Annotated in this window: 21 protein-coding genes; 13 read left to right on the forward strand and 8 right to left on the reverse strand. The window is 62.7% G+C overall.

Going from position 1 to position 19863, the window contains the following annotated elements; genetic code table 11:
• Positions 1 to 150: 150 nt before the first annotated feature.
• The gene (locus Q0X85_RS11835) at positions 151 to 1404 is read right to left on the reverse strand and encodes an FAD-dependent monooxygenase (RefSeq protein WP_297772201.1); all 1254 of its coding nucleotides are present in this window, start codon (positions 1402 to 1404) and stop codon (positions 151 to 153) included.
• 52 nt (positions 1405 to 1456) lie between these two features.
• On the opposite strand from Q0X85_RS11835, the gene Q0X85_RS11840 reads away from it, so the two are divergent.
• From Q0X85_RS11840 to Q0X85_RS11850, 3 genes are read left to right on the forward strand one after another with little or no spacing between them, the layout of a single operon-like run.
• Positions 1457 to 2788: an amidase gene (locus Q0X85_RS11840; protein WP_297772202.1), complete on the forward strand. Its 1332-nt coding sequence runs from the start codon at positions 1457 to 1459 to the stop codon at positions 2786 to 2788.
• 31 nt (positions 2789 to 2819) lie between these two features.
• Complete coding sequence (locus Q0X85_RS11845; protein WP_297772203.1) at positions 2820 to 3440, forward strand: FMN-binding negative transcriptional regulator; 621 nt, start codon at positions 2820 to 2822, stop codon at positions 3438 to 3440.
• Between the two features lie 59 nt (positions 3441 to 3499).
• Positions 3500 to 4102, forward strand: coding sequence for a glutathione S-transferase (locus Q0X85_RS11850; protein ID WP_297772204.1), 603 nt, complete (start codon positions 3500 to 3502; stop codon positions 4100 to 4102).
• Positions 4103 to 4149: 47 nt separating this feature from the next.
• Here the strand turns inward: Q0X85_RS11850 and Q0X85_RS11855 are convergent, their stop codons facing one another.
• The gene (locus tag Q0X85_RS11855) at positions 4150 to 4842 is read right to left on the reverse strand and encodes an outer membrane beta-barrel protein (protein WP_297772205.1); all 693 of its coding nucleotides are present in this window, start codon (positions 4840 to 4842) and stop codon (positions 4150 to 4152) included.
• Positions 4843 to 5069: 227 nt separating this feature from the next.
• Here Q0X85_RS11855 and petA point away from each other — a divergent pair, with 227 nt between their 5' ends.
• The 5 genes from petA (at position 5070) to Q0X85_RS11880 (ending at position 9759) form a co-directional block, all read left to right on the forward strand.
• Positions 5070 to 5630, forward strand: a complete 561-nt coding sequence (gene petA / locus Q0X85_RS11860) for a ubiquinol-cytochrome c reductase iron-sulfur subunit (RefSeq protein ID WP_297772206.1) — start codon at positions 5070 to 5072, stop codon at positions 5628 to 5630.
• A 12-nt stretch (positions 5631 to 5642) separates the two neighbouring features.
• Positions 5643 to 6965, forward strand: coding sequence for a cytochrome b (gene petB / locus Q0X85_RS11865; protein WP_297772207.1), 1323 nt, complete (start codon positions 5643 to 5645; stop codon positions 6963 to 6965).
• Between the two features lie 10 nt (positions 6966 to 6975).
• Positions 6976 to 7827: a cytochrome c1 gene (locus Q0X85_RS11870; protein ID WP_297772208.1), complete on the forward strand. Its 852-nt coding sequence runs from the start codon at positions 6976 to 6978 to the stop codon at positions 7825 to 7827.
• A 180-nt stretch (positions 7828 to 8007) separates the two neighbouring features.
• Positions 8008 to 9048: a fatty acid desaturase gene (locus Q0X85_RS11875; protein ID WP_297772210.1), complete on the forward strand. Its 1041-nt coding sequence runs from the start codon at positions 8008 to 8010 to the stop codon at positions 9046 to 9048.
• Positions 9049 to 9090: 42 nt separating this feature from the next.
• Positions 9091 to 9759, forward strand: a complete 669-nt coding sequence (locus Q0X85_RS11880; RefSeq protein WP_297772211.1) for a cupin domain-containing protein — start codon at positions 9091 to 9093, stop codon at positions 9757 to 9759.
• 256 nt (positions 9760 to 10015) lie between these two features.
• Here Q0X85_RS11880 and Q0X85_RS11885 read toward each other — a convergent pair whose 3' ends face one another.
• Both Q0X85_RS11885 and mutY read right to left on the reverse strand, forming a co-directional pair.
• A complete protein-coding gene (locus Q0X85_RS11885; protein WP_297772212.1) occupies positions 10016 to 11155 on the reverse strand; it encodes an alkane 1-monooxygenase in 1140 nt (379 codons plus the stop codon).
• 31 nt (positions 11156 to 11186) lie between these two features.
• Positions 11187 to 12248: an A/G-specific adenine glycosylase gene (mutY, locus tag Q0X85_RS11890; protein ID WP_297772213.1), complete on the reverse strand. Its 1062-nt coding sequence runs from the start codon at positions 12246 to 12248 to the stop codon at positions 11187 to 11189.
• A gap of 81 nt (positions 12249 to 12329) precedes the next feature.
• Here mutY and Q0X85_RS11895 point away from each other — a divergent pair, with 81 nt between their 5' ends.
• The 3 genes from Q0X85_RS11895 (at position 12330) to Q0X85_RS11905 (ending at position 14931) form a co-directional block, all read left to right on the forward strand.
• On the forward strand, positions 12330 to 12839 hold the full coding sequence (locus tag Q0X85_RS11895) for a DciA family protein (RefSeq protein ID WP_297772214.1): 510 nt from the start codon (positions 12330 to 12332) through the stop codon (positions 12837 to 12839).
• A 27-nt stretch (positions 12840 to 12866) separates the two neighbouring features.
• Positions 12867 to 13469: a DsbA family protein gene (locus Q0X85_RS11900; RefSeq protein ID WP_297772215.1), complete on the forward strand. Its 603-nt coding sequence runs from the start codon at positions 12867 to 12869 to the stop codon at positions 13467 to 13469.
• Positions 13470 to 13581: 112 nt separating this feature from the next.
• Complete coding sequence (locus tag Q0X85_RS11905) at positions 13582 to 14931, forward strand: aminotransferase class III-fold pyridoxal phosphate-dependent enzyme (RefSeq protein WP_297772216.1); 1350 nt, start codon at positions 13582 to 13584, stop codon at positions 14929 to 14931.
• A gap of 75 nt (positions 14932 to 15006) precedes the next feature.
• Here the strand turns inward: Q0X85_RS11905 and Q0X85_RS11910 are convergent, their stop codons facing one another.
• The 3 genes from Q0X85_RS11910 to Q0X85_RS11920 all read right to left on the reverse strand — a co-directional run bounded on the left by Q0X85_RS11910 (position 15007) and on the right by Q0X85_RS11920 (position 17425).
• A complete protein-coding gene (locus Q0X85_RS11910) occupies positions 15007 to 15291 on the reverse strand; it encodes a hypothetical protein (protein ID WP_297772217.1) in 285 nt (94 codons plus the stop codon).
• Between the two features lie 114 nt (positions 15292 to 15405).
• Complete coding sequence (locus tag Q0X85_RS11915; RefSeq protein WP_297772218.1) at positions 15406 to 16962, reverse strand: alanine/glycine:cation symporter family protein; 1557 nt, start codon at positions 16960 to 16962, stop codon at positions 15406 to 15408.
• Between the two features lie 28 nt (positions 16963 to 16990).
• Entirely contained in the window at positions 16991 to 17425 is a 435-nt protein-coding gene (locus tag Q0X85_RS11920; protein WP_297772219.1) for a universal stress protein, read from the reverse strand.
• 274 nt (positions 17426 to 17699) lie between these two features.
• Between Q0X85_RS11920 and Q0X85_RS11925 the strand changes: the two genes are divergently transcribed.
• Together Q0X85_RS11925 and Q0X85_RS11930 are read left to right on the forward strand one after the other, a co-directional pair.
• On the forward strand, positions 17700 to 18119 hold the full coding sequence (locus Q0X85_RS11925) for a TIGR01244 family sulfur transferase (protein WP_297772220.1): 420 nt from the start codon (positions 17700 to 17702) through the stop codon (positions 18117 to 18119).
• A complete protein-coding gene (locus Q0X85_RS11930) occupies positions 18116 to 18862 on the forward strand; it encodes a 2-dehydro-3-deoxygalactonokinase (RefSeq protein ID WP_297772221.1) in 747 nt (248 codons plus the stop codon). The genes Q0X85_RS11925 and Q0X85_RS11930 overlap by 4 nt, the downstream gene beginning before the upstream one ends.
• 64 nt (positions 18863 to 18926) lie before the next feature.
• On the opposite strand, the gene Q0X85_RS11935 is transcribed toward Q0X85_RS11930, so the two are convergent.
• Positions 18927 to 19667: a glutamine amidotransferase gene (locus Q0X85_RS11935; protein ID WP_297772222.1), complete on the reverse strand. Its 741-nt coding sequence runs from the start codon at positions 19665 to 19667 to the stop codon at positions 18927 to 18929.
• Positions 19668 to 19863: the final 196 nt, after the last annotated feature.

Below are 19863 nucleotides of genomic sequence, written 5' to 3' on the forward strand. Positions count from 1 at the left end.
CAAACACTCCCGCGTTTTCAATGGCTTGAAACGTTGCAAAAGCGCCCGCCCGAGGGGGCGGTCGGGCGCTGCGCGGCGGTGCCTGCGGCACCTTGATTCCGCGCATTGGTGCTGCACTTGAACGGCAGCTCCAAGCCAATAGCCCCCAACTCACCCCTTCATCAACTCCGGCAAATCCCCCGTCAGCCCCGCCGCCTCGCGGATGAAGCCCCGGCGCAGCCCCGGCATCTGGTTGATCGCCCCCATTCCGAGATCACGCGCCGCGCGCAGAAGCGGATTGTCGTTGGAGAACAGCCGGTTGGTGAGGTCCGTCGCCATCGCCAGCGTCGCGGTGTCGAACCGCCGCCACTGCTGATAGCGGGCGAGCACGTCGGCGGCGGCGATATCCTCGCCCCGGCGGCTGGCCTCGGTCATCACCTGCGCCAGGGCGGCCACATCCCGCAGCCCGGCGTTCAGCCCCTGACCCGCAATCGGGTGCATTCCGTGGGCGGCGTCGCCAATCAAGGCGAGCCGGTCGGCGACAAAGCTGTTCGCCACCGTCAGGCTGAGCGGATAGGTATAGCGCTTGCCGCGCAGCTTGATCTCGCCGAGGAAATCGCCAAACCTTGGCCGCAGCACCTCCATGAACTCTGCATCCGGCAGCGCGGCGAAGCGCGCGGCGGTGGCGTCGGTCTCAGACCACACGATGGAGCTGACATTCCCCGGCAGCGGCAGAATGGCCAGCGGGCCGGGCGGCATGAAGAACTGATGTGCGATGCCGTGATGCGGCAGGTCATGTTCGATGGCCGCGACAAGCGCAGTCTGGCCATAGCCCCACCCCGTCCGGCTGATACCTGCCCGCGCCGCGGTGCCCGAACCGCGCCCGTCGGCCCCGATGAGCACGCGCCCGGCGAGCACCTTGCCCGAGGCGAGTGTGACGCAGACACAGGTCGCCCCAACCTCCTGCGCCGTCACCGTGTCACTGGATACCTGCGCAATCAGCGGCTCCCCGGCCATCGCCTCGATCAGTGCGCGGCGCAGGAAGCGGTCTTCGAGCATGTGGCCCATCGGGCCTTCCTCGATCTCGGCATGGTCGAAATGCAGAAAGAACGGCGAGGGCCCTTCGCCCGCGCGGCCGTCCGAGACCTTGATTTCCAGCATCGGCTGCGCGTTGTCCGCTACTCGCTCCCAGAGGCCGAGATTGCGCAACAGCCGCACCGAGGCCAGCGCCAGCGCGTAGGACCGCCCATCGAACGTGGCGTTCTTGCGGGTGGGTTCGGGCAGGGCGTCGATCACTGTCGAGGAAAGCCCCGCCTGTGCCGCGGCAAGCGCCAGCGCCGGGCCATTCAGGCCCCCGCCGACGATCAGGATATCGCTGTCATGTTCCATAACCCTCAATATGTCCGTGCGTGCGGGATTGTCCATGCGCCGCTCTGCCGCTAGCACTGTTTTGAGCATAACGACAGGGGACGGCACGATGCAGAAATGGCTGAGACTGACGGCGGGCGATCTGGGACGCGGCATTGGCTGTGGTGAGATCGACCCCGAGGCGCTCTGCGATACCTATCTGGCGGCAATTAACGCCCATCCCTTGCGCGACCGCATCTACAGCGCCGTCACCGAGACCCGCGCCCGCGCCGAGGCGGCGGCAGCGGCGGCACGTGCCAAAGCGGGGCAGCGGCTGGGACCTCTGGATGGCGTGCCGATCAGCTGGAAGGACCTCTTCGACAGCGCGGGCGTGGCGACCGAGGCGGGATCGGCGCTACTCAAAGGCCGCGTGCCCACACGCGATGCCGAAGTGCTGCGAAATGGCACGGCGGCGGGGCTCGTCTGCCTCGGCAAGACACATATGAGCGAGCTGGCCTTCTCGGGTCTCGGCCTCAATCCGGTGACCGCGACACCGCCCTGCGTGAACAACGCGGATGCGGTGCCCGGCGGCTCATCCTCGGGGGCCGCGACGAGCGTGGCCTTCGATCTGGCCGCCTGCGGGATCGGCTCGGATACCGGCGGCTCGGTGCGGATCCCGGCGGCCTGGAACGATCTGGTCGGGCTCAAGACCACCTCGGGCCGCGTGTCCCTGCAAGGGGTCGTGCCGCTCTGCGCCAAATTCGACACGGTGGGGCCGCTGGCGCGCTCGGTTGAGGATGCGGCGCTGATGCTGGCCGCCGTTGAGGGGGGCAAAGCGGCGGATTTGCGCGGCGCGTCTCTTGCGGGGATGCGATTCGCCGCGCTGCAAACGGTGGTGATGGACGATATCCGGTCAGAGCCGGAGGCAGGCTATGCGGCGGCTTGCGCCCGCCTGCGCGACGCCGGGGCCGTGATCCAAGAGATCGACGCCCCCGAGGTCGCCGACGCGATGCCGCTCTCGCCCGCGCTCTTTACCGGCGAGGCCTATGGGCTGTGGCGCGACGTGATCGAGGCCGACCCGGGCAAGATGTTCCGCCCTATTCTGGAACGGTTTCGCGGAGGCAAGGAAATATCCGCCGCCGACTACGTGGCTGCGTGGCAAAAGCTCGAAGGGCTGCGCGCGCGATGGTACGCGCGGGTCGCGGGCTATGACGCGGTTTTGATGCCCGCAGCCCCCAATCTGCCGCCCGATCATGCGTGGCTGATGCAGGACGAGCAATATTACGTGACAGAGAACCTGCTCACGCTGCGCAACACACGGGTCGGAAATCTGATGGGACTGTGCGCTTTGACGCTGCCGACGGGCGTTCCAAGCTGTGGTGTCATGCTCTGTGGTCCGCCGTTTCAGGAAGAGCGGCTGTTGCGCGTCGCAAAGGCCGTAGAAGACGCATTGGGCCGATAATCGCGCACGTAGATACAAGAGGTTAGATCGGATGCACCCCAACCCTGCCTTTCGCCAATCCCCCGACGCTGTCAATTTGGCCTTTGCGCGTGCGCAGGGGTTTGGCATTCTTGCCATCAACTCTGACAACGGGCCGCTGATGAGCCATATTCCCTTCCTTTTGTCGGAGGATGGCCGATGCGCGGAATTTCATCTCGTGCGCTCAAATCCGATTGCGCGTGCGATGCATGAACCGCTCAAGGCCCGGCTCGCGGTGGAAGGGCCGCAGTCCTACGTCTCGCCCGACTGGTACGGCATCGAGGATCAGGTTCCGACATGGAATTATGTCGCCGTGCATTTGGTCGGGGAGATCAGGTTGCAGCCACACCAGCGATTGCGCGACCTGCTGGATCGGCAATCGGCGCAGTTCGAATCGCGTCTCCTGCCCAAGCCTGAATGGCGGGCGGACAAGATGACCCCCGACGTTCTAGACCGGATGATGCGCCAGATTGTGCCATGCATGATGCGGGTGGACCAGATCTCGGGAACCTGGAAGCTGGGCCAGAACAAACCCGATGATGTGCGGCTGCGCGCGGCCGACCACCTGGGACCGACTGGCGAGGGACAGGAGACGGAGCGGCTGGCGGAGATGATGCGTGCCCCGCCTGCATGACAGGCTTTACAGGCTGATGACTGCCACCTAACGTCGCAGCACATGATCTGGAGTGCGCAATGCAACTTGTTTCTTCGCCTCTGTCCCCGTTTGTCCGCAAGGTGCGCGTGCTCTTGCTGGAGGCCGGGCTTGCCGAACAGGTCGAGGTGGTCGACGTGGCCACGACCCCGTTCGAGACCGATGCGCAGGCCGCTGCGGCCAACCCCTTGGGCAAGATACCCGCACTGATGCGCAACGATGGCCCGACGCTCTATGACAGCCGGGTGATCACCCGATACCTGGATGAGCGCGCAGGGGGCGGTTTCTATCCGCATGCACGGTTGTGGGAGGTCTTGACCCTAGAGGCGACGGCCGAGGGTATCATGGAGGCCGCGCTTTCGATGGCCTACGAGGCGCGGTTCCGTCCCGAACCGATGCAGTATGCCCCATGGGTCGAGGCGCAATGGTCAAAGGTCGCGCGCGCACTCGACGCGGTCGAGGCGCGCTGGATGAGCCATCTGGCCGGGCCCCTCGACATGAGCCATATCTCCGTGGGATGTGCGCTGGGATATCTCGACTTTCGTCACGATGCGCGCGGTTGGCGTCAGGCGCGTCCGGCACTGGATGACTGGTACGCTGTCTTCGCGGAGCGCGACAGCATGAGGCAAACCGCGCCGGCATGACATGACCGGCGCCAAGCTGAGTTGTAGGTCCGCGCTGCTGCGACAGGTCAGAAGCTGTAGCTGATCCCAAAATTCACGGCGTGCGTCACCAGTTCTGTCTTGAGCTTGCCCTCCGATTGTCCGGGCACGGCCACATCCGGGTCGATTGTGGCATCATTGTCCGACCAGGTAATCTGATATTCGCCGAACAGTGCCCATTTCTCGTTGAGCGCATATTTCAGCCCGGCAATGCCGCGGATGGCGGGGCCGGTCGTCTCATAGTCAAAGGTGCGACTCGCGGCACCTGTCACCTGAATGTCCACATGCGGGATCGCCACACCGACGCCTGCGCCTGCATAGGGTGTGAAATTCGGCGTTGTCTTGAAGGCCCCGGGCCAGCGTTTCATCACGTTGGCGGTGATAATGTTGTGCCCGTCGGTGAATTCGAGCTTGTCGACCCCGAGCGCGGCCCTGTCTGCGGGGTCGGCGATGGCCTTGGTATGCGTTCCCTCTACGCCAAACCCGATATTGTTCCGGGTCCACCACGTCGCGCGGCCGCCATAATAGAGCGGATTGTCGAACGGATTCACCTTCCAGCTGATGTCGCGGCTGACCGGTCCGGCAGGACCAGGCAGATCGACGGAGTCGGTGTCGCTATGTGCGCTCTGAACACCAAGGTAGAGGCTGACCTCGAGTTCTGCCGCGGCGGGCGTCGCCGCGAGCATCAGCGCGGCGGTCGCAAGTTTGAGATTTTGAAGCATGTGCCGGGCCTTCGGATCGGGGAGTGAGGGCATTTTTTGCGTCCTTATACGGCCAGTGGGGCTGCGACAAGCGCGACAGATGCGCGCTCTGATCGCTTCTTGAGTCAATGCAGGCTGGACGGGTGCCGAAAGCCTCGCTAAATAGCCGGGCAGAGTGGTCGCGGGAATCCTGTGGCCCGAACGCCGTATGAGGCCGCAAGCGGCTCTGATATAATGGAGTAAACCTCGTGTCCCACGCAGAAGATCACGAAGGCACCCGGAGGGATTTCCTCTACTACGCCACCGCAGGCGCAGGTGCCGTCACCGCAGGGGCGGCCATCTGGCCGCTGGTCAACCAGATGAACCCGTCGGCGGATGTGCAGGCCCTGTCCTCGATCCGCGTCGATGTGGGCGGGGTCAACCCGGGCTCGCAGATCAGCGTCAAGTTCCTCGGCAAGCCGGTTTTCATCCGTCGCCGCACGGAAAAGGAAATCGAGGCAGCCCGTTCGGTGGACCTGTCAGCCCTGCCCGACCAGAACGCACAGAACCGCAACAATATGTCGCTGGACGCTGCCGACCAGAACCGCACATTGGATGAGGCGGGCGAATGGCTGGTGATGATCGGCGTTTGCACCCATCTGGGCTGCGTCCCGATTGGCGATGGCGCCGGTGACTTCGGCGGCTGGTTCTGCCCCTGCCACGGCTCTCACTACGACACCGCGGGACGTATCCGCAAAGGCCCCGCGCCAGAGAACCTCTGGATTCCCGTGGCCGAATTCGTCGACGACACGACGATCCAACTGGGATAAGGAAACGCGCACATGTCCGGAATTCCACACGATCATTACGAGCCCAAAACCGGCGGCGAAAAGTGGCTTCACTCGCGCCTGCCCATTGTCGGGCTGCTCTATGACACAATCATGATCCCGACCCCCAAGAACCTCAACTGGATGTGGATCTGGGGGATCGTCCTGACCTTCTGCCTCGTGTTGCAGATCGTCACCGGCATCATCCTCGTCATGCATTACACGCCGCATGTCGATCTGGCCTTCGCCTCGGTCGAGCATATCATGCGCAACGTGAATGGCGGGCACTTCATCCGCTACCTGCACATGAACGGCGCGTCGCTGTTCTTTGTCGCGGTCTACCTGCACATCTTCCGCGGGCTCTACTACGGCTCTTACAAGGCCCCGCGCGAGGTGACGTGGATCATCGGCATGCTGATCTACCTGATGATGATGGGCACCGCCTTCATGGGCTACGTTCTGCCCTGGGGTCAGATGTCGTTCTGGGGGGCCACAGTGATCACCGGTCTCTTCGGTGCGATCCCCTTCATCGGTGAGCCGATCCAGACCTGGCTCCTTGGTGGGCCGGCGGTGGACAACGCGACGCTCAACCGCTTCTTTTCGCTGCACTACCTGCTGCCCTTCGTGATCGCGGCGCTGGTGGCGCTGCATATTTGGGCCTTCCACACCACCGGTAACAACAACCCGACCGGGGTTGACGTGCGCCGCACGTCGAAGGCCGAGGCCGAGAAGGACACGGTGTCATTCTGGCCCTATTTCGTGATCAAGGACCTCTTCGCCCTCGCGGTGATCATGGTCGTCTTCTTCGCGATCGTCGGCTTTATGCCCAACTACCTGGGGCACCCCGACAACTATATCGAGGCTGACGCACTGGTGACGCCCGCACACATCGTGCCGGAATGGTACTTCCTGCCGTTCTACGCGATCCTGCGTGCCTTTACCTCCGATGTCTGGGTGGTGATGTTCGCAAGCTGGATCACCGGCGGCATCATCGACGCCAAGTTCTTCGGCGTGCTGGCGATGTTCGGCGCGATCGCGGTAATGGCGCTGGCGCCCTGGCTCGATACCTCTTCGGTGCGCTCAGGCCGCTACCGACCGATGTTCAAATGGTGGTTCGCGCTGCTCTGTGTTGATTTCATCGTCCTGATGTGGGCCGGTGCGATGCCCGCCGAGCCGCCCTATTCCTCCATCTCGCTAATCGGGTCGGCCTACTGGTTTGCCTACTTCCTGGTGATCCTGCCGCTTCTGGGCGTGATCGAGAAACCCGAGTCTCAGCCTGCCACCATCGAAGAGGATTTCGATGCGCATTATGGCAAGGCCGAAACGCCCGCCGAATAAGAAAGGACGGATGACAATGTTCAAGACAACAGGCATTGCGGCCCTCGTGGCCCTGTCCCTTTCGGCCGGCGGCGCGTTGGCCGCCGGGGGCGAGGGGCATATCGAGGATGTCGCTTTCTCCTTCGAAGGCCCGTTTGGCAAGTTTGACCAGAACCAGCTTCAGCGCGGTCTCAAGGTCTATACTCAGGTCTGTTCGGCCTGCCACGGCTTGCAATATGTGCCGCTGCGCACCCTGGCCGATGAGGGCGGGCCCCACCTGCCCGATGACCAGATGCGCGCCTATGCCCAGCAGTTCGAGGTCTATGACGAGGAGATCGACGATTACCGGGCTGCCAAGCCGGTGGATCATTTCCCGATGTCACAGCTGGAAACAGCCCCCGACCTGTCGCTGATGGCGAAAAAGCGGGCTGGGTTCCACGGGCCTTACGGCACTGGTCTCAGCCAGCTGTTTAACGGCATGGGTGGTCCGGAATACATCTATTCGCTGATGGTCGGCTATGAAGAGCCGCCGGAATGCGCGCCGGAGGATTTCGAAGGCAGCTATAACGCCGCTTTCACCGCCGGTGGCTATCCTGACGAGTGCAAGGACGAGCATGGTCACCCGACCGTGCCCGGTAGCTGGATTTCCATGGCGCAGCCGCTCTGGGGTGACGATGTCGAATATGACGACGGCACCGAGGCGACGATGGAGCAGGAAGCCGAAGACGTCGCTGCCTTCCTGATGTGGACGGCGGAACCCAAGATGATGGCGCGCAAGCATGCGGGCCTGACGGGTGTGATCTTTCTGACCGTTCTGTCGGTGCTCCTTTATCTCACCAACAAGCGGATCTGGGCGCCGATCAAGGGCAAGAAGACCAGCTGACCGGCCGACCCTATCAAACCCTAAGCCCCGCAGGCATGCCGTGCGGGGCTTTTGCTTGGCGCACCGGGCGGCCAGATGTCCGTCTTGGCCAAAATAGCGCAGGTCCATGCAGCATGCAGCGTTTGCAAACGCGCGCCAATCCTTTATGCAGTTCGCCAACGATACTAAAAAAGCAGGCCCATGCCCGATCATTCCAATCCTGTCCTGCCGCATCCCGAGATACGGGCCGGCAGGGAGTGGGCCCAGCTCCTGGCAAAGTACCGCGAGCCGAGTTCCCCCCGCGCCGCCTTTGAGCTGGCTGTCACCCTTGTGCCGTTCCTCGCGCTGTGGGGGCTGGCATGGTGGTCGCTTTCGGTCAGCTACGCGCTGACGCTCTTGCTCGCGCTCTGCGCGGCTCCGTTCCTGTTACGCCTTTTCGCGATCCAGCATGATTGCGGCCATGGCGCATTCTTCAAGAGCCGGACACTCAACGACTGGCTCGGGCGCGCGCTGGGCGTGGTGACGCTGACGCCCTATGATGTCTGGCGGCATTCGCATTCGATCCATCACAGTTCCTCGGGTAATCTGGGGCGGCGCGGGATCGGCGATATCCATACCCTGACGGTGGCGGAATATGCAGCCCTCACCCCGTTCCAGCGGCTGAAATACCGGCTCTACCGTAACCCGGTGGTGCTGTTTGGGCTGGGGCCGGGCTATATTTTCCTGCTGGAGAACCGGCTGCCGCTTGGCTTCATGGGCCGCGCGCGCTATTGGGTCAGCGCGATGGCCACCAATGCCGTGCTTCTGGCGGTGCTGGCGATGGTGGGCTGGTTCGGAGGGGTGATGCCGATCCTGTTGATCTTCCTGCCCTCGACCGTGCTGGCGGCGACGGCGGGGATGTGGCTTTTCTACGTGCAGCATCAGTTCGAGACCACCCATTGGGAGGCCGAGGAAAACTGGCAATTGCACGATGCGGCGCTCGAGGGGAGTTCGCATTACGTGATGCCCGGCTGGATGCAATGGCTGAGTGCCAATATCGGCATTCACCATGTCCATCATGTGAACAGCCGCATCCCGTTCTACCGCCTGCCCGAGGTGCTGCGCGATCACGCCTATCTGGACCGGATAAACCGGATGACCATCCGCGAGAGCCTCGCCAATGCGCGGCTGCATCTGTGGGATGAAAAGGCGCGGCGGCTGTTGTCCTTTGCCGAGGCACGGGCGGCGATGGAGGCTGCTTGAATTCGCGGGGCGGGCGCTTATGTCCGGTTCAGGAGGACTGACATGCGCCTGAATGCAGATTTCTCACAGCGGGTCGTGATCCGGCCCGAGGATTACGACTGGGTCCAATCGCCGGCAGGCGGGGTGGAGCGGATGATGCTCGACCGGATTGGCGACGAGGTGGCGCGCGCCACGACCATCGTGCGGTTTGCGCCCGACTCGTGGTTTGATGCCCATACCCATGGCGGGGGTGAGGAATATCTCGTGCTCGACGGGGTGTTCTCGGACGAATCGGGGGACTATCCGGCGGGCACCTATGTGCGCAATCCCATCGGCACCCGCCACAAGCCGCATACGCGCGAGGGCTGCACCATCCTGGTGAAGCTGCATCAGTTCGACCCCTCGGATACCGAACAGTTCCATATCGACACGAACAAGGCCGAGTTTCGGCCCGGTCAGGTCGAGGGGCTGAGCGTGCTGCCGCTGCATGCGGCGGTGAACGAGAACGTGGCGCTGGTGTGTTGGGCCCCCGGCACGCGGTTCAACACGCATCGCCATTGGGGTGGGGAAGAGGTCTTCGTACTGGAGGGGACGTTTCAGGATGAGCATGGCGATTATCCTGCCGGGACCTGGCTGCGCAGCCCGCATCTGTCCGAGCATACGCCGTTTTCCGATGAGGGCTGTCTGATTTACGTGAAGACGGGGCATTTGCTGGATCAGGCGGCGGCCTGACGGGGCTGGTCCGAAGCGCACAATAGATTAAAGCACCCGCGCGATACGCGGCCGTCAGGCCGCCGCGCATCGACGGGCCGCCCCGACGGCACGGCGATTTGGCTGTAAACTGAGCATCACATGGATGTTTTCCTGACTTGGCAGTGATAAAGGTCTGCCGAACGCGCGTTGGATCGCCGCACCGCGGCCCGTCGATGCGCGGCTTGCACCAAAGTGCGTCCTGTCCCGAAAACCGCGATCCGGTGCGTCACCCTGCCTAGCGCGGCAACGGGTTCTGTGCCCGGTTATAGGCCCGCCAGTCGGTGATCTCGGGGTAATACATCTGCCGCCAGCGACGCACGCGCGGGTTCATCACCCGCCGCCAGACGGGCGGCAGCATTGCCGCCATGGTCATCAGCGGATAGCCGTAAGGCAGCTGCGGGGCATCGGCCTCGGTATAGGTCTGCAACAGCGGAAAGCGGCGGTTGGGCTTGTAATGGTGGTCGGAATGGCGTTGCAGGTTGATCAGCAGCCAGTTGGACGCCTTGTGCGCGGCGTTCCAGCTGTGGCGCGGCTGCACATGCTCGTATTTGCCATTGCCCAGGTGTTTGCGCGTCAACCCGTAATGCTCGATGTAATTGACCAGTTCCAGCTGCCAGATGGCGACGAAGGCCTGCCAGACAAAGAGCGCGAGGCCGATCCAGCCGCCGACCAGAACGGCCAGCAGAGCCATCAACCCCTGCAAGGCCCAATAGCGAAAGAACGGGTTTCTCGGATCGTGCCAGGGCCGGCCCTTGCGCGCGAGCATCTCGCGCTCGGCGCGGAAGGCGGAGAGAAAACTGCCCCGGAGCACGCGCGGAAAGAAGCGGTGGAACCCCTCGTTATAGCGCGCTGTCACCGGGTCGCGCGGGGTGCCGACATGGCGGTGATGCACTTGCAGATGTTCCGAGCGGAAATGCGAATAGAGCACCATCGCCAACAGGAGATCGCCGAGAAACCGCTCGCCCCGGTCCTTTTGGTGCATCAATTCATGGCTGTAATTGATCCCGACGGTGCCGGTGATGACCCCGACGCCGAAAAACAGCACGATGGTTTCCAGCGCTGACAGATGCGCGTCGCCGGGCCCGGTGACATACCAGATCATCCAGTAGAGCAGCCCGAATTGCACCGGCGCCCAAATGAGCGTGATCGCCTTGTACCAGGTCAGTTGATCCTCGCGGGTCTCAAGATCGGAGTTCTCGGTGTCGAGGCCCAGAAACGCGTCGAGGATGGAAAAGAAATACCACGTCACCACCGGCAGCAGGATCACCGTCCAGCCGCCGTGAAGCGCGCCGAGGATGGCGACCGGTATGAGCAGCAGGGACATCCAGAACGGCATGGCCCGGCTGAGCCTGGCGACCTGTGGGGCGGGGATCATGACACACTCCTTTTTTACCGCTGAGCGCAGCCTAGGCGCTATTCTTGAACGCGCCTTGCGCAAGGTCAAATACCTTCCGCATGAGGGTGGGAAGATGCGCGGGGCGAAAGCTGTGAGCCGCGTGGAATGCGCCGCGCTCCGGCGGGGTGTCGTGCGGGACCTCTGCCACGAGAATCCTCAGTCGCAGGTGAAAATGGGTGAAGGTGTGCCGCGCCTCGGCGTCGATCATGTGCCAGTCGGCGGCAATCGGCGGTGCCGGGTCCGGCGCGTCGCCCCAGGTGCTGCCGGGCCAGCCCAGCATGCCGCCCAGGAGACCGCTGTCGGGGCGCTCTTCCAACAGCCAGGCCCCGTCGCTGCGGCGGGCGACATAGGCATAGCCCAGCCGGGTCGGCTTGGGCTTTTTCGGGGTCTTGCGGGGCAAGTCCACCGCCGTGCCCGCGCGGCGCGCGGCGCAGGCCTGCATCCACGGGCAAAGGCCGCAGGCCGGCGATTTCGGTGTGCAGATCGTGGCACCGAGATCCATCACCGCCTGCGCGTAATCGCCGGGGCGCGATTCGGGCGTTAGCGCTGCCGCCGCCTCGGTCAGGTCCGGCTTGGCCTTGGGCAGGGGGGTGTGGATGTCATGCAGGCGGGCCATCACCCGCTCGACATTGCCATCGACCACCACCTCGGAGCGGTCGAAGGCGATGGCGGCGATGGCCGCCGCCGTGTAGGGGCCGATGCCCGGCAGGTCCATCAGCCCGGCGCGCGTGTCCGGGAACGTGCCGCCATGCTCAGCTGCCACCACGCGCGCGCATTTCAGAAGGTTGCGGGCGCGGGCGTAATAGCCAAGCCCGGCCCATTCGCCCATCACCTGCGCATCCGGGGCCTCTGCCAGATCACGCACGGTGGGCCAGAGCGTGGTGAACCGCTCGAAATAGGCCTTCACGGCGGCGACGGTGGTCTGTTGCAGCATCACCTCGCTGAGCCAGACACGATAGGGATCGGGCCGAACCCCGGCCGCCCGGTCGGCGGGCGAGACGCGCCACGGCAGGTCGCGGGCATGGGTGTCATACCAGCGCAGCAACTCCTCCGCATCGGCGGCATAACGCATAGTTTATTCCTCATCTCTCAATCAGGTCTGGCATCCCCGGCCACATGTCATAGATTAGCGTCAATGAGGAGGGTGCCAAGCATGGCCGGTCAAAAGGCGACAAAATACGGGTTCAAGCGCACTTCGACGCTGTTGCAGCCGAGCATCCGCCGCGCGTCGGAAACGCGCGGCTTTGCGCAGTCGCGCCTGCTGACCCATTGGGCCGAGATCGCGGGCGAGGATATCGCCGCCATCGCCCGGCCGGTCGAGGTCTCTTATGCCCGGCAGGGGATGGGGGCGACGCTGACCATTCTGACCACCGGTGCGCAGGCCCCGATGCTGGAAATGCAGAAAGAAAAGCTGCGCGAGCGGGTCAATGCCGTCTACGGCTACAACGCCATTGCGCGTCTTCGCATTACCCAGACCGCGCCTGTGGGGTTTGCCGACGGAAAAGTGGATTTTGACCACCGCCCGAAACCCAAGATTCAGACCAAGCCCGCCCCTGAAACAACCCGAGCCGCTGCAGAGCTGACGGCCCCCGTTTCTGATGACGGTTTGCGTGCCGCGCTGGAATCGCTCGCGCGCAACGTATTAAGCAGATCGCAACGCTGAACTTCCCGAACAGACAAAGGTGAGACGATGAAACAACTGATCGCAACCGGGGCGTTGGCCCTTGCCATGCTTGCAGGCCCCGTTCAGGCACAGGACGCCGACACCTCGCAGATCACCGAAATGACGATGGGCCCGGCGGATGCCAAGGTGACGATCATCGAATATGCGTCCTTTACCTGCCCACATTGCGCGAATTTCCACAAAGGCCCGCTTAAAGATCTCAAGGCCGATTACATCGACACTGACAAGGTGCATTTCATTTATCGCGATGTCTATTTCGACCGGTTCGGTCTCTGGGCCTCGATGGTGGCGCGCTGTGGCGGGCAAGAGAAATTCTTTGGCATCTCCGACATGATTTATGAGCAACAGCGGGAATGGACCCAAGGCGAACCGGACGAGATTGCCGATAACCTGCGCCGCATCGGCAAGGTCGCGGGTATTGAGCCTGACACGCTCGAAGCGTGCCTGAACAACAATGACAAGGCCAAGGCTCTTGTCGCATGGTATCAGGAGAATGCCGAGGCGCATGAGGTAAGTTCCACCCCGACGCTGATCATCAACGGGCAGAAATACTCGAATATGGCGTACGATGAACTCAAGACGATCATCGACGAGAAGCTGGCCGAATAAGCGCGACGCGGTGCAGGGCCGGGATTGATGTCCTGGCCCGCATATCTTCTGGACACGGCCCCGCTCTGGTGGCAGGATTTGATCAAATTTTCCAATCTGTCCGGAGGCCGCCATGAAAGACGACAACTTCCTGCGTGAAATGAACGCCCGTCACCTCTGGCACCCGATGGGGCATCCCGGTGAGCAGCAGGCCAATGCGCCCAAGATCATCAAGGGCGCTGAGGGCGTGCGGATCACGGATATCGATGGGCATGATCCGGTGGATGCGGTGGGTGGTCTTTGGTGCGTCAACCTCGGCTATTCCAACGATGCGGTGAAGCAGGCGATCTCCGATCAACTCTGGCAGTTGCCCTATTATTCGGCCTTTGCCGGCACCACCAACCCGGCGGCCATCGAGGCGTCCTATGCGGTGCAGGAATTCTTTGCCGAGGACGGGATGACGCGCGTGTTCTTTACCTCGGGCGGGTCGGACAGCGTCGATACCGCGCTGCGGATGGCGCGGCAGTATCACCGCCTTCGCGGTGAACCGACGCGCACCAAGTTTCTCAGCCTCAAGAAGGGCTATCACGGCACCCATTGGGGCGGGGCGAGCGTCAACGGCAACAACCGCTTCCGGATCACCTATGAGCCGCTCTTGCCGGGCTGTTTCCACCTGCCCAGCCCCTATACCTATCGCAACCCGTTCGACGAAACTGATGGTGCCAAGCTGGCTGAAAAGATCGCCGCCGCGATGGTCGACGAGATCGAGTTTCAGGATCCCAGCACCATCGCCGCCTTCATCATGGAGCCGATACAGGGCGCCGGTGGGGTGATCGTACCGGATGCGAGCTTTATGAAGCACATGCGCGAGATCTGCGACCGCTACGGCATCCTGCTGATCTCCGACGAGGTGATCACCGGCTTTGGCCGCACCGGCGACTGGACCGGCGCGCGGCATTGGGGCGTGCAGCCCGACATGATGACCATCGCCAAGGGCATCACCTCGGGCTACTTCCCGGTGGGTGGCGTTCTGCTGGGTGACAAGGTGGCGGATGTCTTCGAGAACGCGGGACCCGAGGGCAGCATCTGGACCGGCTACACCTATTCGGCGCATCCCGTGGGGGCGGCGGCGGTGGTGGCCTGCCTGTCAGAGACGCTGCGGCTCGATACCAAGACCAACGCAGCGGCGCGCGGCACGCAGCTTTACGAGGGTGTCTGCAAGCTGGCGGAGAAACACGACATCATCGGCGATGTGCGGGGCGGGCATGGCCTTATGACCGGGATCGAACTGGTCAGCGACCGGACGAAAAAGACGCCGCTGGACGGCGAGACGATGAAACGCGTGCATCAGGCGACCTATGAGGCGGGGGCCATGGTGCGGCTCGGCGCGCATAACGTGCTGATGTCGCCGCCGCTGGTGATCACCGAGGCCGAGGTCGATGTGATCCTCGCCTCGCTCGACGCGGGCTTTGCCGCGGCCTGAGGGGCAGGCCAAGCCGTTTCAAACGGCTTGGCACGAGCGCTTTGAAAAGCGCTTGTGCGCTGAGCCTTCGAAGGCTCAGCCAAATCGGCTCCACGCCGATTTCATGGCGTTCGACATGTTGTCCCATGCCTGATCGGCACCGGTCTTGAAATCCTTCCATGCCTCGGCGCTGGCGGCCTGTATCTTGTCATACTCGGCCTCCATCTCACCACGCCTTTCGCGCAGGTCCTTGATTTGCTCGTGATACTTGGCCTGCATGTCGGCGGAGGCTTCCTGGGATTGGGCCTGTAGCTTGTCGATCTCGGCTTTCCACTGATCGAGCTGGGCTTGCAGTTTCTTCTGATAGGTCTCTTTGTCCATATCGCGTCCTCCTTTTGCGTCGGTTTACTGAGTAAAGCTAAGTGTTCTGTATGGAAATGAAAGGGGCCACCGGATTGCCGGTGGCCCCTTCGCGTGTTCTCAAGACGTGCGAGTTTATTCGAACTTCTTGATTTCACCCGATTTCAGGCGGCTCATGTAGCTGTTGAGCTCGCGCTTGACAATCGGCATCAGGAAGTAGAGGCCGATAATGTTCACAACCGCCATGGCAAAGATCGCCGCATCCGAGAAGTCGATCACCGGGCCGAGCTGTGCTGCAGCTCCGATAACCACGAAGATGCAGAAGATGACCTTGAATACCAGTTCCTTGGTCTCGCCCTCGCCAAAGAGGTAGGTCCACGCCTTTAGGCCGTAGTAAGACCAGGTGATCATCGTCGAGAAGGCAAACAGCACCACGGCGAGCGCCAGGATATAGGGGAACCAGCTGATCTTGCTGCCGAAGGCCGCTGAGGTCAGGCCCACGCCCGAGGTGTCGCCAACGGTCTTGACGGCGGTGCCAGCCTCGTTGAGCAGGTAGCGTCCGGTTTCGGGATCCATTACCAGTTGCTGAGTGATGATGATCACCAGCGCGGTCATGGTGCAAACCACGACCGTGTCGATGAAAGGCTCCAGCAGCGAGACCAGACCTTCGGTGATCGGCTCCTTGGTCTTGACCGCCGAGTGCGCGATGGCCGCAGAGCCGACCCCGGCCTCGTTGGAGAACGCCGCCCGCTTGAAGCCCTGGATCAGCGCGCCAACCATGCCGCCCGCAACGCCCAGGCCCGTGAAGGCACCGGCAAAGATCTGACCGATGGCCCAGCCGACGAGGTGATAATTCATCATGATGATAAGCAGCGCTGTGCCGACGTAGAGAACTCCCATGAACGGCACGACCTTTTCTGTCACCCGCGCGATTGACTTGATCCCGCCGACGATCACCGCAAAGACGATGGCCGCAAAGACGATACCGGTGATCCAGCCGGGATAATCGCCGACAACACCACTGATCTGTTGATGGGCCTGGTTGGCCTGGAACATGTTGCCGCCGCCAAGCGCGCCGAGGATGCAGAAGATCGAGAACAGGACGGCGAGGATCTTGCCCCCCGGCAGCCCGCGCTCGGCAAAGCCCTTGGAGAGGTAATACATCGGCCCGCCCGAGACGCGCCCGTCAGGGTATTCGTTGCGGTATTTGACGCCCAGTGTGCATTCGGTGAATTTCGATGCCATGCCCATCAGCGCGGCAAGGATCATCCAGAACGTGGCCCCCGGACCGCCAATGCCGATGGCCACCGCGACACCGGCGATATTGCCGAGGCCCACGGTGCCCGACAGGGCGGTGGCAAGCGCCTGGAAATGGCTGACCTCGCCCGCATCGTTGGGGTCGGAATAGTCGCCCTTCACGAGCGAGATGGCATGGCCCACGGCGCGAAATTGGATAAAGCCGAAATAGAGCGTGAAGACTGTGGCACCGATCACTAGCCAGGCCACGATCCAGGGGAATGTGGTGCCCGGAAAGTTGGAGAAGATCAGGCTGACGAACCAGCCGGTGGAATTGGCGAAAATCTGGTTGACCTTGTCGTCAAGCGAGGCCGCCTGCTCTTGGGCGAAGGCAGGAACGCTCGTCAGCGCCAGCCCCGCCGCGGCGAGGGCCGCGGAAAATACGTTGCGATTCATATGTTTCATCCCTGTTCTTGTTTTTGCATCACGGCACGATGGTGCAGGGCACCGGCGCAGTCTGGACAAGCGCCCCCGCAACGGATCCAAAGACCCGCGCGCCAATCGCCGATTGCCCGTCCCGCCCGATGATGATCTGTACGGCGTTATGCTCTTTCGCGACACGGCCCAGAATTTCGGGGGTGTTGCCATAGCGGATCTCGGTTTCCACCGTCATGCCCGCATCCTTGAGTTCGGCCACGACCGTTGTCATGATCGCCTCTTCGGCACGTGTGAGCTCTTCTTTGCGGCGTTTGTGGCGCTCTTCGAGTTCCGTGGGTGTGAGGAAAGAATAGGGCGACCATTCGAGCACATGGGTCAGAACGATTGTGCCGTTCTGCGCGCGCGCGCGGTCCACCGCGAATTCCAATGCGCGCCGGGCTGACACGCTGCCGTCGTAGCCGACGACGAATTTTCCAGACATAATGAGATCTCCCTTACTGTTGAATGTGCAGGTCCGATGCGCGAGACCTGATGAACCACTCTACCAGAGGTATCTTTTTCGTTTTTCCCTGTTTTCTCGAATTCGCGACCCGAATGCGCCAAAATTTTGCCATTTCCGATCCGTCATGCACGAATCTTCCAGTCTTGCCGGGCGGCCGAATGACGCGTGCGCTTCTGCCACAGGCGGTGATACCCGCCATTGAACTTGGTCGATATTTTGCGCATATGATGGCCCAAGCATCAAGGAGAGGCCGATGGACCTGCGCAAGATCAGTCAAGACTTCACGGTTTCGCCGCAGATTGAGGCTGCGGATATTCCAGGAATCGCCGAGGCGGGGTTTCGCGCGGTTCTTTGCAACCGACCTGATGATGAGGAATACGGCCAGCCACCATATGATGCGGTCGCCGAGGCTGCCGCTGCGGCGGGGCTCACTGTGCGCTTTGTTCCGGTGGTCTCCGGACATTTGACCCAGGTCGACGCCGATGCGTTTCGAAATGCGCTCGAAGAGTTGCCCAAGCCCATCCTTGCCTACTGCCGGACCGGTACCCGCTGCACCATGCTCTGGAGCCTCACCAAGTTCGAGGATCTGGGCGGAGACGAGGTATTGCGTGCCACTTCCGACGCAGGATACGATATGTCGGGCCTGGTCGCTCAACTGCAACGCGCACGATGACGGTCTGGGCCGTTATCGGTCATGACGGGCAGGAGGCGCGCGCGATGTCACTGCGCGGTTCGACCATTGTGCACGAGGCGCGCGGGCCCGATACCAACACGGCCGTATCCCGGCTCGACCCAGTGCCCGAAGCCCGTTACCGCATCGGCGAGGGCCGATCGGTTGATTTGCCGGCGGCCCTGCTGCCCGGGCCGAGCCAAGGTTTGCCCGGGTTGTCGCAAACCAGCCCACCCGATCTGCTCGACGGCTGGGTTCGCTTGTTGCTGATCGGGCTTGTGCGACAGCGCCCGGATTGGGACGGCGTGGCGTGGATCATCGGTCGAGATCTCAGTCATTGGGTCCAGATCAGTGCCGCCGAGGCGGTGAGTTGCCAAAGTTTTCTGACACCGAAATTGAGGGGCATTCTCGGTGGCGGGTTGCCGCCCTGCCCAAGAGCCCTGTCGGACAGTCTAAGCCGGCCCGAGCGTCTCGCGGCGCATTTGCGCACCGCCCAGGTCAGTGGCGACGCGGCTGCGCTCAGTGGTTATCTGCTCGGGGCAGAACTTGCGGCGGCCCGGCCCTATTGGCTGGGTCAGAGCGTCAGCCTTGTCGCTGAATCCGCCTGCGCGGCGGGTCATGCAGACGCGCTCGAAGCGATGGGCGTGCAGGTCGTCTCGTTCGAGCCTGACAGTTTGCTGCCGTCTGCTTGTGCAGCGCTGGCACAGTCGCTCGGCCATGCGGATGCCGGACGCGGGGCCCACTGATCCCGCCCTTGCGGCTTCGCCGTTCCGGAAATACTCACATAAAGCGCTGCCAACGGTGCGCGGCTCAACTGCCGTAGCGCGCGACAAAGTTTCTGAGGATGCGCTCGGGGGCGTGGACATCGGCTGCGCGGCAGGTGGCGATCAGATCACTGGCGGTTTCCGGGGCAAAATAGCCTTTGTGGCGATAAATCCGGATGCGGGTCTCGAATCCGGCGGCGTCGGCCTCGGGATGGAATTGCGTTGCGTAGACATGCGCGCCGTGTCGAACCATCTGGAACGGACAGGCTGGCGACTCGATCAGGTGGGTGCAGTCCTGAGGGAGAGCCTGCAATGCTTCCTTGTGCCCGACAAAAGCGTCGAATCGGTCGGGTACGCCTTCCAGAAGGAGGTCGGTCCGGCCCGCGTCTGTCACCTGGCAGGCGGTCGTGCCGACCGGCTCGCCATGGGCGCGCTTGCTGACATCGCCGTGCAGATGTTGCCCTAGAATGCCGATCCCATAGCAGCAGCCTAGAAACGGGAAATCCCGCGTTGTGATCTGCGGCATCATTGCCATGACCTGTGCCTCGATGCGCGCCTCTTGCGCGGTCTTGTCCTCTGGCGCATCGCTGACACAGCCGGGCCCGCCGCCTACGATGACCCCGGCATAATCGTCAAGTTTCAAATCCGCGGGCAGGTCCTGCTGGTCGAGGCGAATGCGACGGGTGTGCTCGGGTGCCAGCCGCCCCTTGTCCAGAATGGCGGCGTATTCGTTGTCGGCGGCCTCGGTCTCGGGGCGCAATTGCAGGATCAGAAATGGCTTGGACATGAATGAGCTTCCTTTGCGACTGTTTCTGGGTGCCCCGCTGGCATGCGCGGGTCAAGGTGTTTTACCCGCCTGCGCTTGACGGCGGGGTGCAATCCAATAGGGTGCGACTATCCCGAAACGACCCCGAGGAATGGACAATGAGCCAACGCCTGCATCAGGTTTTCAGGGCCGGATTGATTGGTGCGTTGCGCAAAGA

The organism is uncultured Roseovarius sp. (genome assembly GCF_947259555.1).
In the GTDB taxonomy this organism is placed as follows: Bacteria; Pseudomonadota; Alphaproteobacteria; order Rhodobacterales; family Rhodobacteraceae; genus Roseovarius.

Coding starts and splice junctions, on each gene's coding strand:
- Q0X85_RS11855 (WP_297772205.1), bottom strand. CDS start 4,842: ATGCTTCAAAATCTCAAACTTGCGACCGCCGCGCTGATGCTCGCGGCG.
- Q0X85_RS11915 (WP_297772218.1), bottom strand. CDS start 16,962: ATGAATCGCAACGTATTTTCCGCGGCCCTCGCCGCGGCGGGGCTGGCG.
- mutY (WP_297772213.1), bottom strand. CDS start 12,248: ATGCGTTATGCCGCCGATGCGGAGGAGTTGCTGCGCTGGTATGACACC.
- Q0X85_RS11870 (WP_297772208.1), top strand. CDS start 6,976: ATGACAATGTTCAAGACAACAGGCATTGCGGCCCTCGTGGCCCTGTCC.
- Q0X85_RS11925 (WP_297772220.1), top strand. CDS start 17,700: ATGGACCTGCGCAAGATCAGTCAAGACTTCACGGTTTCGCCGCAGATT.
- petB (WP_297772207.1), top strand. CDS start 5,643: ATGTCCGGAATTCCACACGATCATTACGAGCCCAAAACCGGCGGCGAA.
- Q0X85_RS11895 (WP_297772214.1), top strand. CDS start 12,330: ATGGCCGGTCAAAAGGCGACAAAATACGGGTTCAAGCGCACTTCGACG.
- Q0X85_RS11850 (WP_297772204.1), top strand. CDS start 3,500: ATGCAACTTGTTTCTTCGCCTCTGTCCCCGTTTGTCCGCAAGGTGCGC.
- Q0X85_RS11845 (WP_297772203.1), top strand. CDS start 2,820: ATGCACCCCAACCCTGCCTTTCGCCAATCCCCCGACGCTGTCAATTTG.
- Q0X85_RS11930 (WP_297772221.1), top strand. CDS start 18,116: ATGACGGTCTGGGCCGTTATCGGTCATGACGGGCAGGAGGCGCGCGCG.
- Q0X85_RS11905 (WP_297772216.1), top strand. CDS start 13,582: ATGAAAGACGACAACTTCCTGCGTGAAATGAACGCCCGTCACCTCTGG.
- Q0X85_RS11875 (WP_297772210.1), top strand. CDS start 8,008: ATGCCCGATCATTCCAATCCTGTCCTGCCGCATCCCGAGATACGGGCC.
- Q0X85_RS11880 (WP_297772211.1), top strand. CDS start 9,091: ATGCGCCTGAATGCAGATTTCTCACAGCGGGTCGTGATCCGGCCCGAG.
- Q0X85_RS11920 (WP_297772219.1), bottom strand. CDS start 17,425: ATGTCTGGAAAATTCGTCGTCGGCTACGACGGCAGCGTGTCAGCCCGG.
- Q0X85_RS11885 (WP_297772212.1), bottom strand. CDS start 11,155: ATGATCCCCGCCCCACAGGTCGCCAGGCTCAGCCGGGCCATGCCGTTC.
- Q0X85_RS11900 (WP_297772215.1), top strand. CDS start 12,867: ATGAAACAACTGATCGCAACCGGGGCGTTGGCCCTTGCCATGCTTGCA.
- Q0X85_RS11835 (WP_297772201.1), bottom strand. CDS start 1,404: ATGGACAATCCCGCACGCACGGACATATTGAGGGTTATGGAACATGAC.
- Q0X85_RS11935 (WP_297772222.1), bottom strand. CDS start 19,667: ATGTCCAAGCCATTTCTGATCCTGCAATTGCGCCCCGAGACCGAGGCC.
- Q0X85_RS11910 (WP_297772217.1), bottom strand. CDS start 15,291: ATGGACAAAGAGACCTATCAGAAGAAACTGCAAGCCCAGCTCGATCAG.
- Q0X85_RS11840 (WP_297772202.1), top strand. CDS start 1,457: ATGCAGAAATGGCTGAGACTGACGGCGGGCGATCTGGGACGCGGCATT.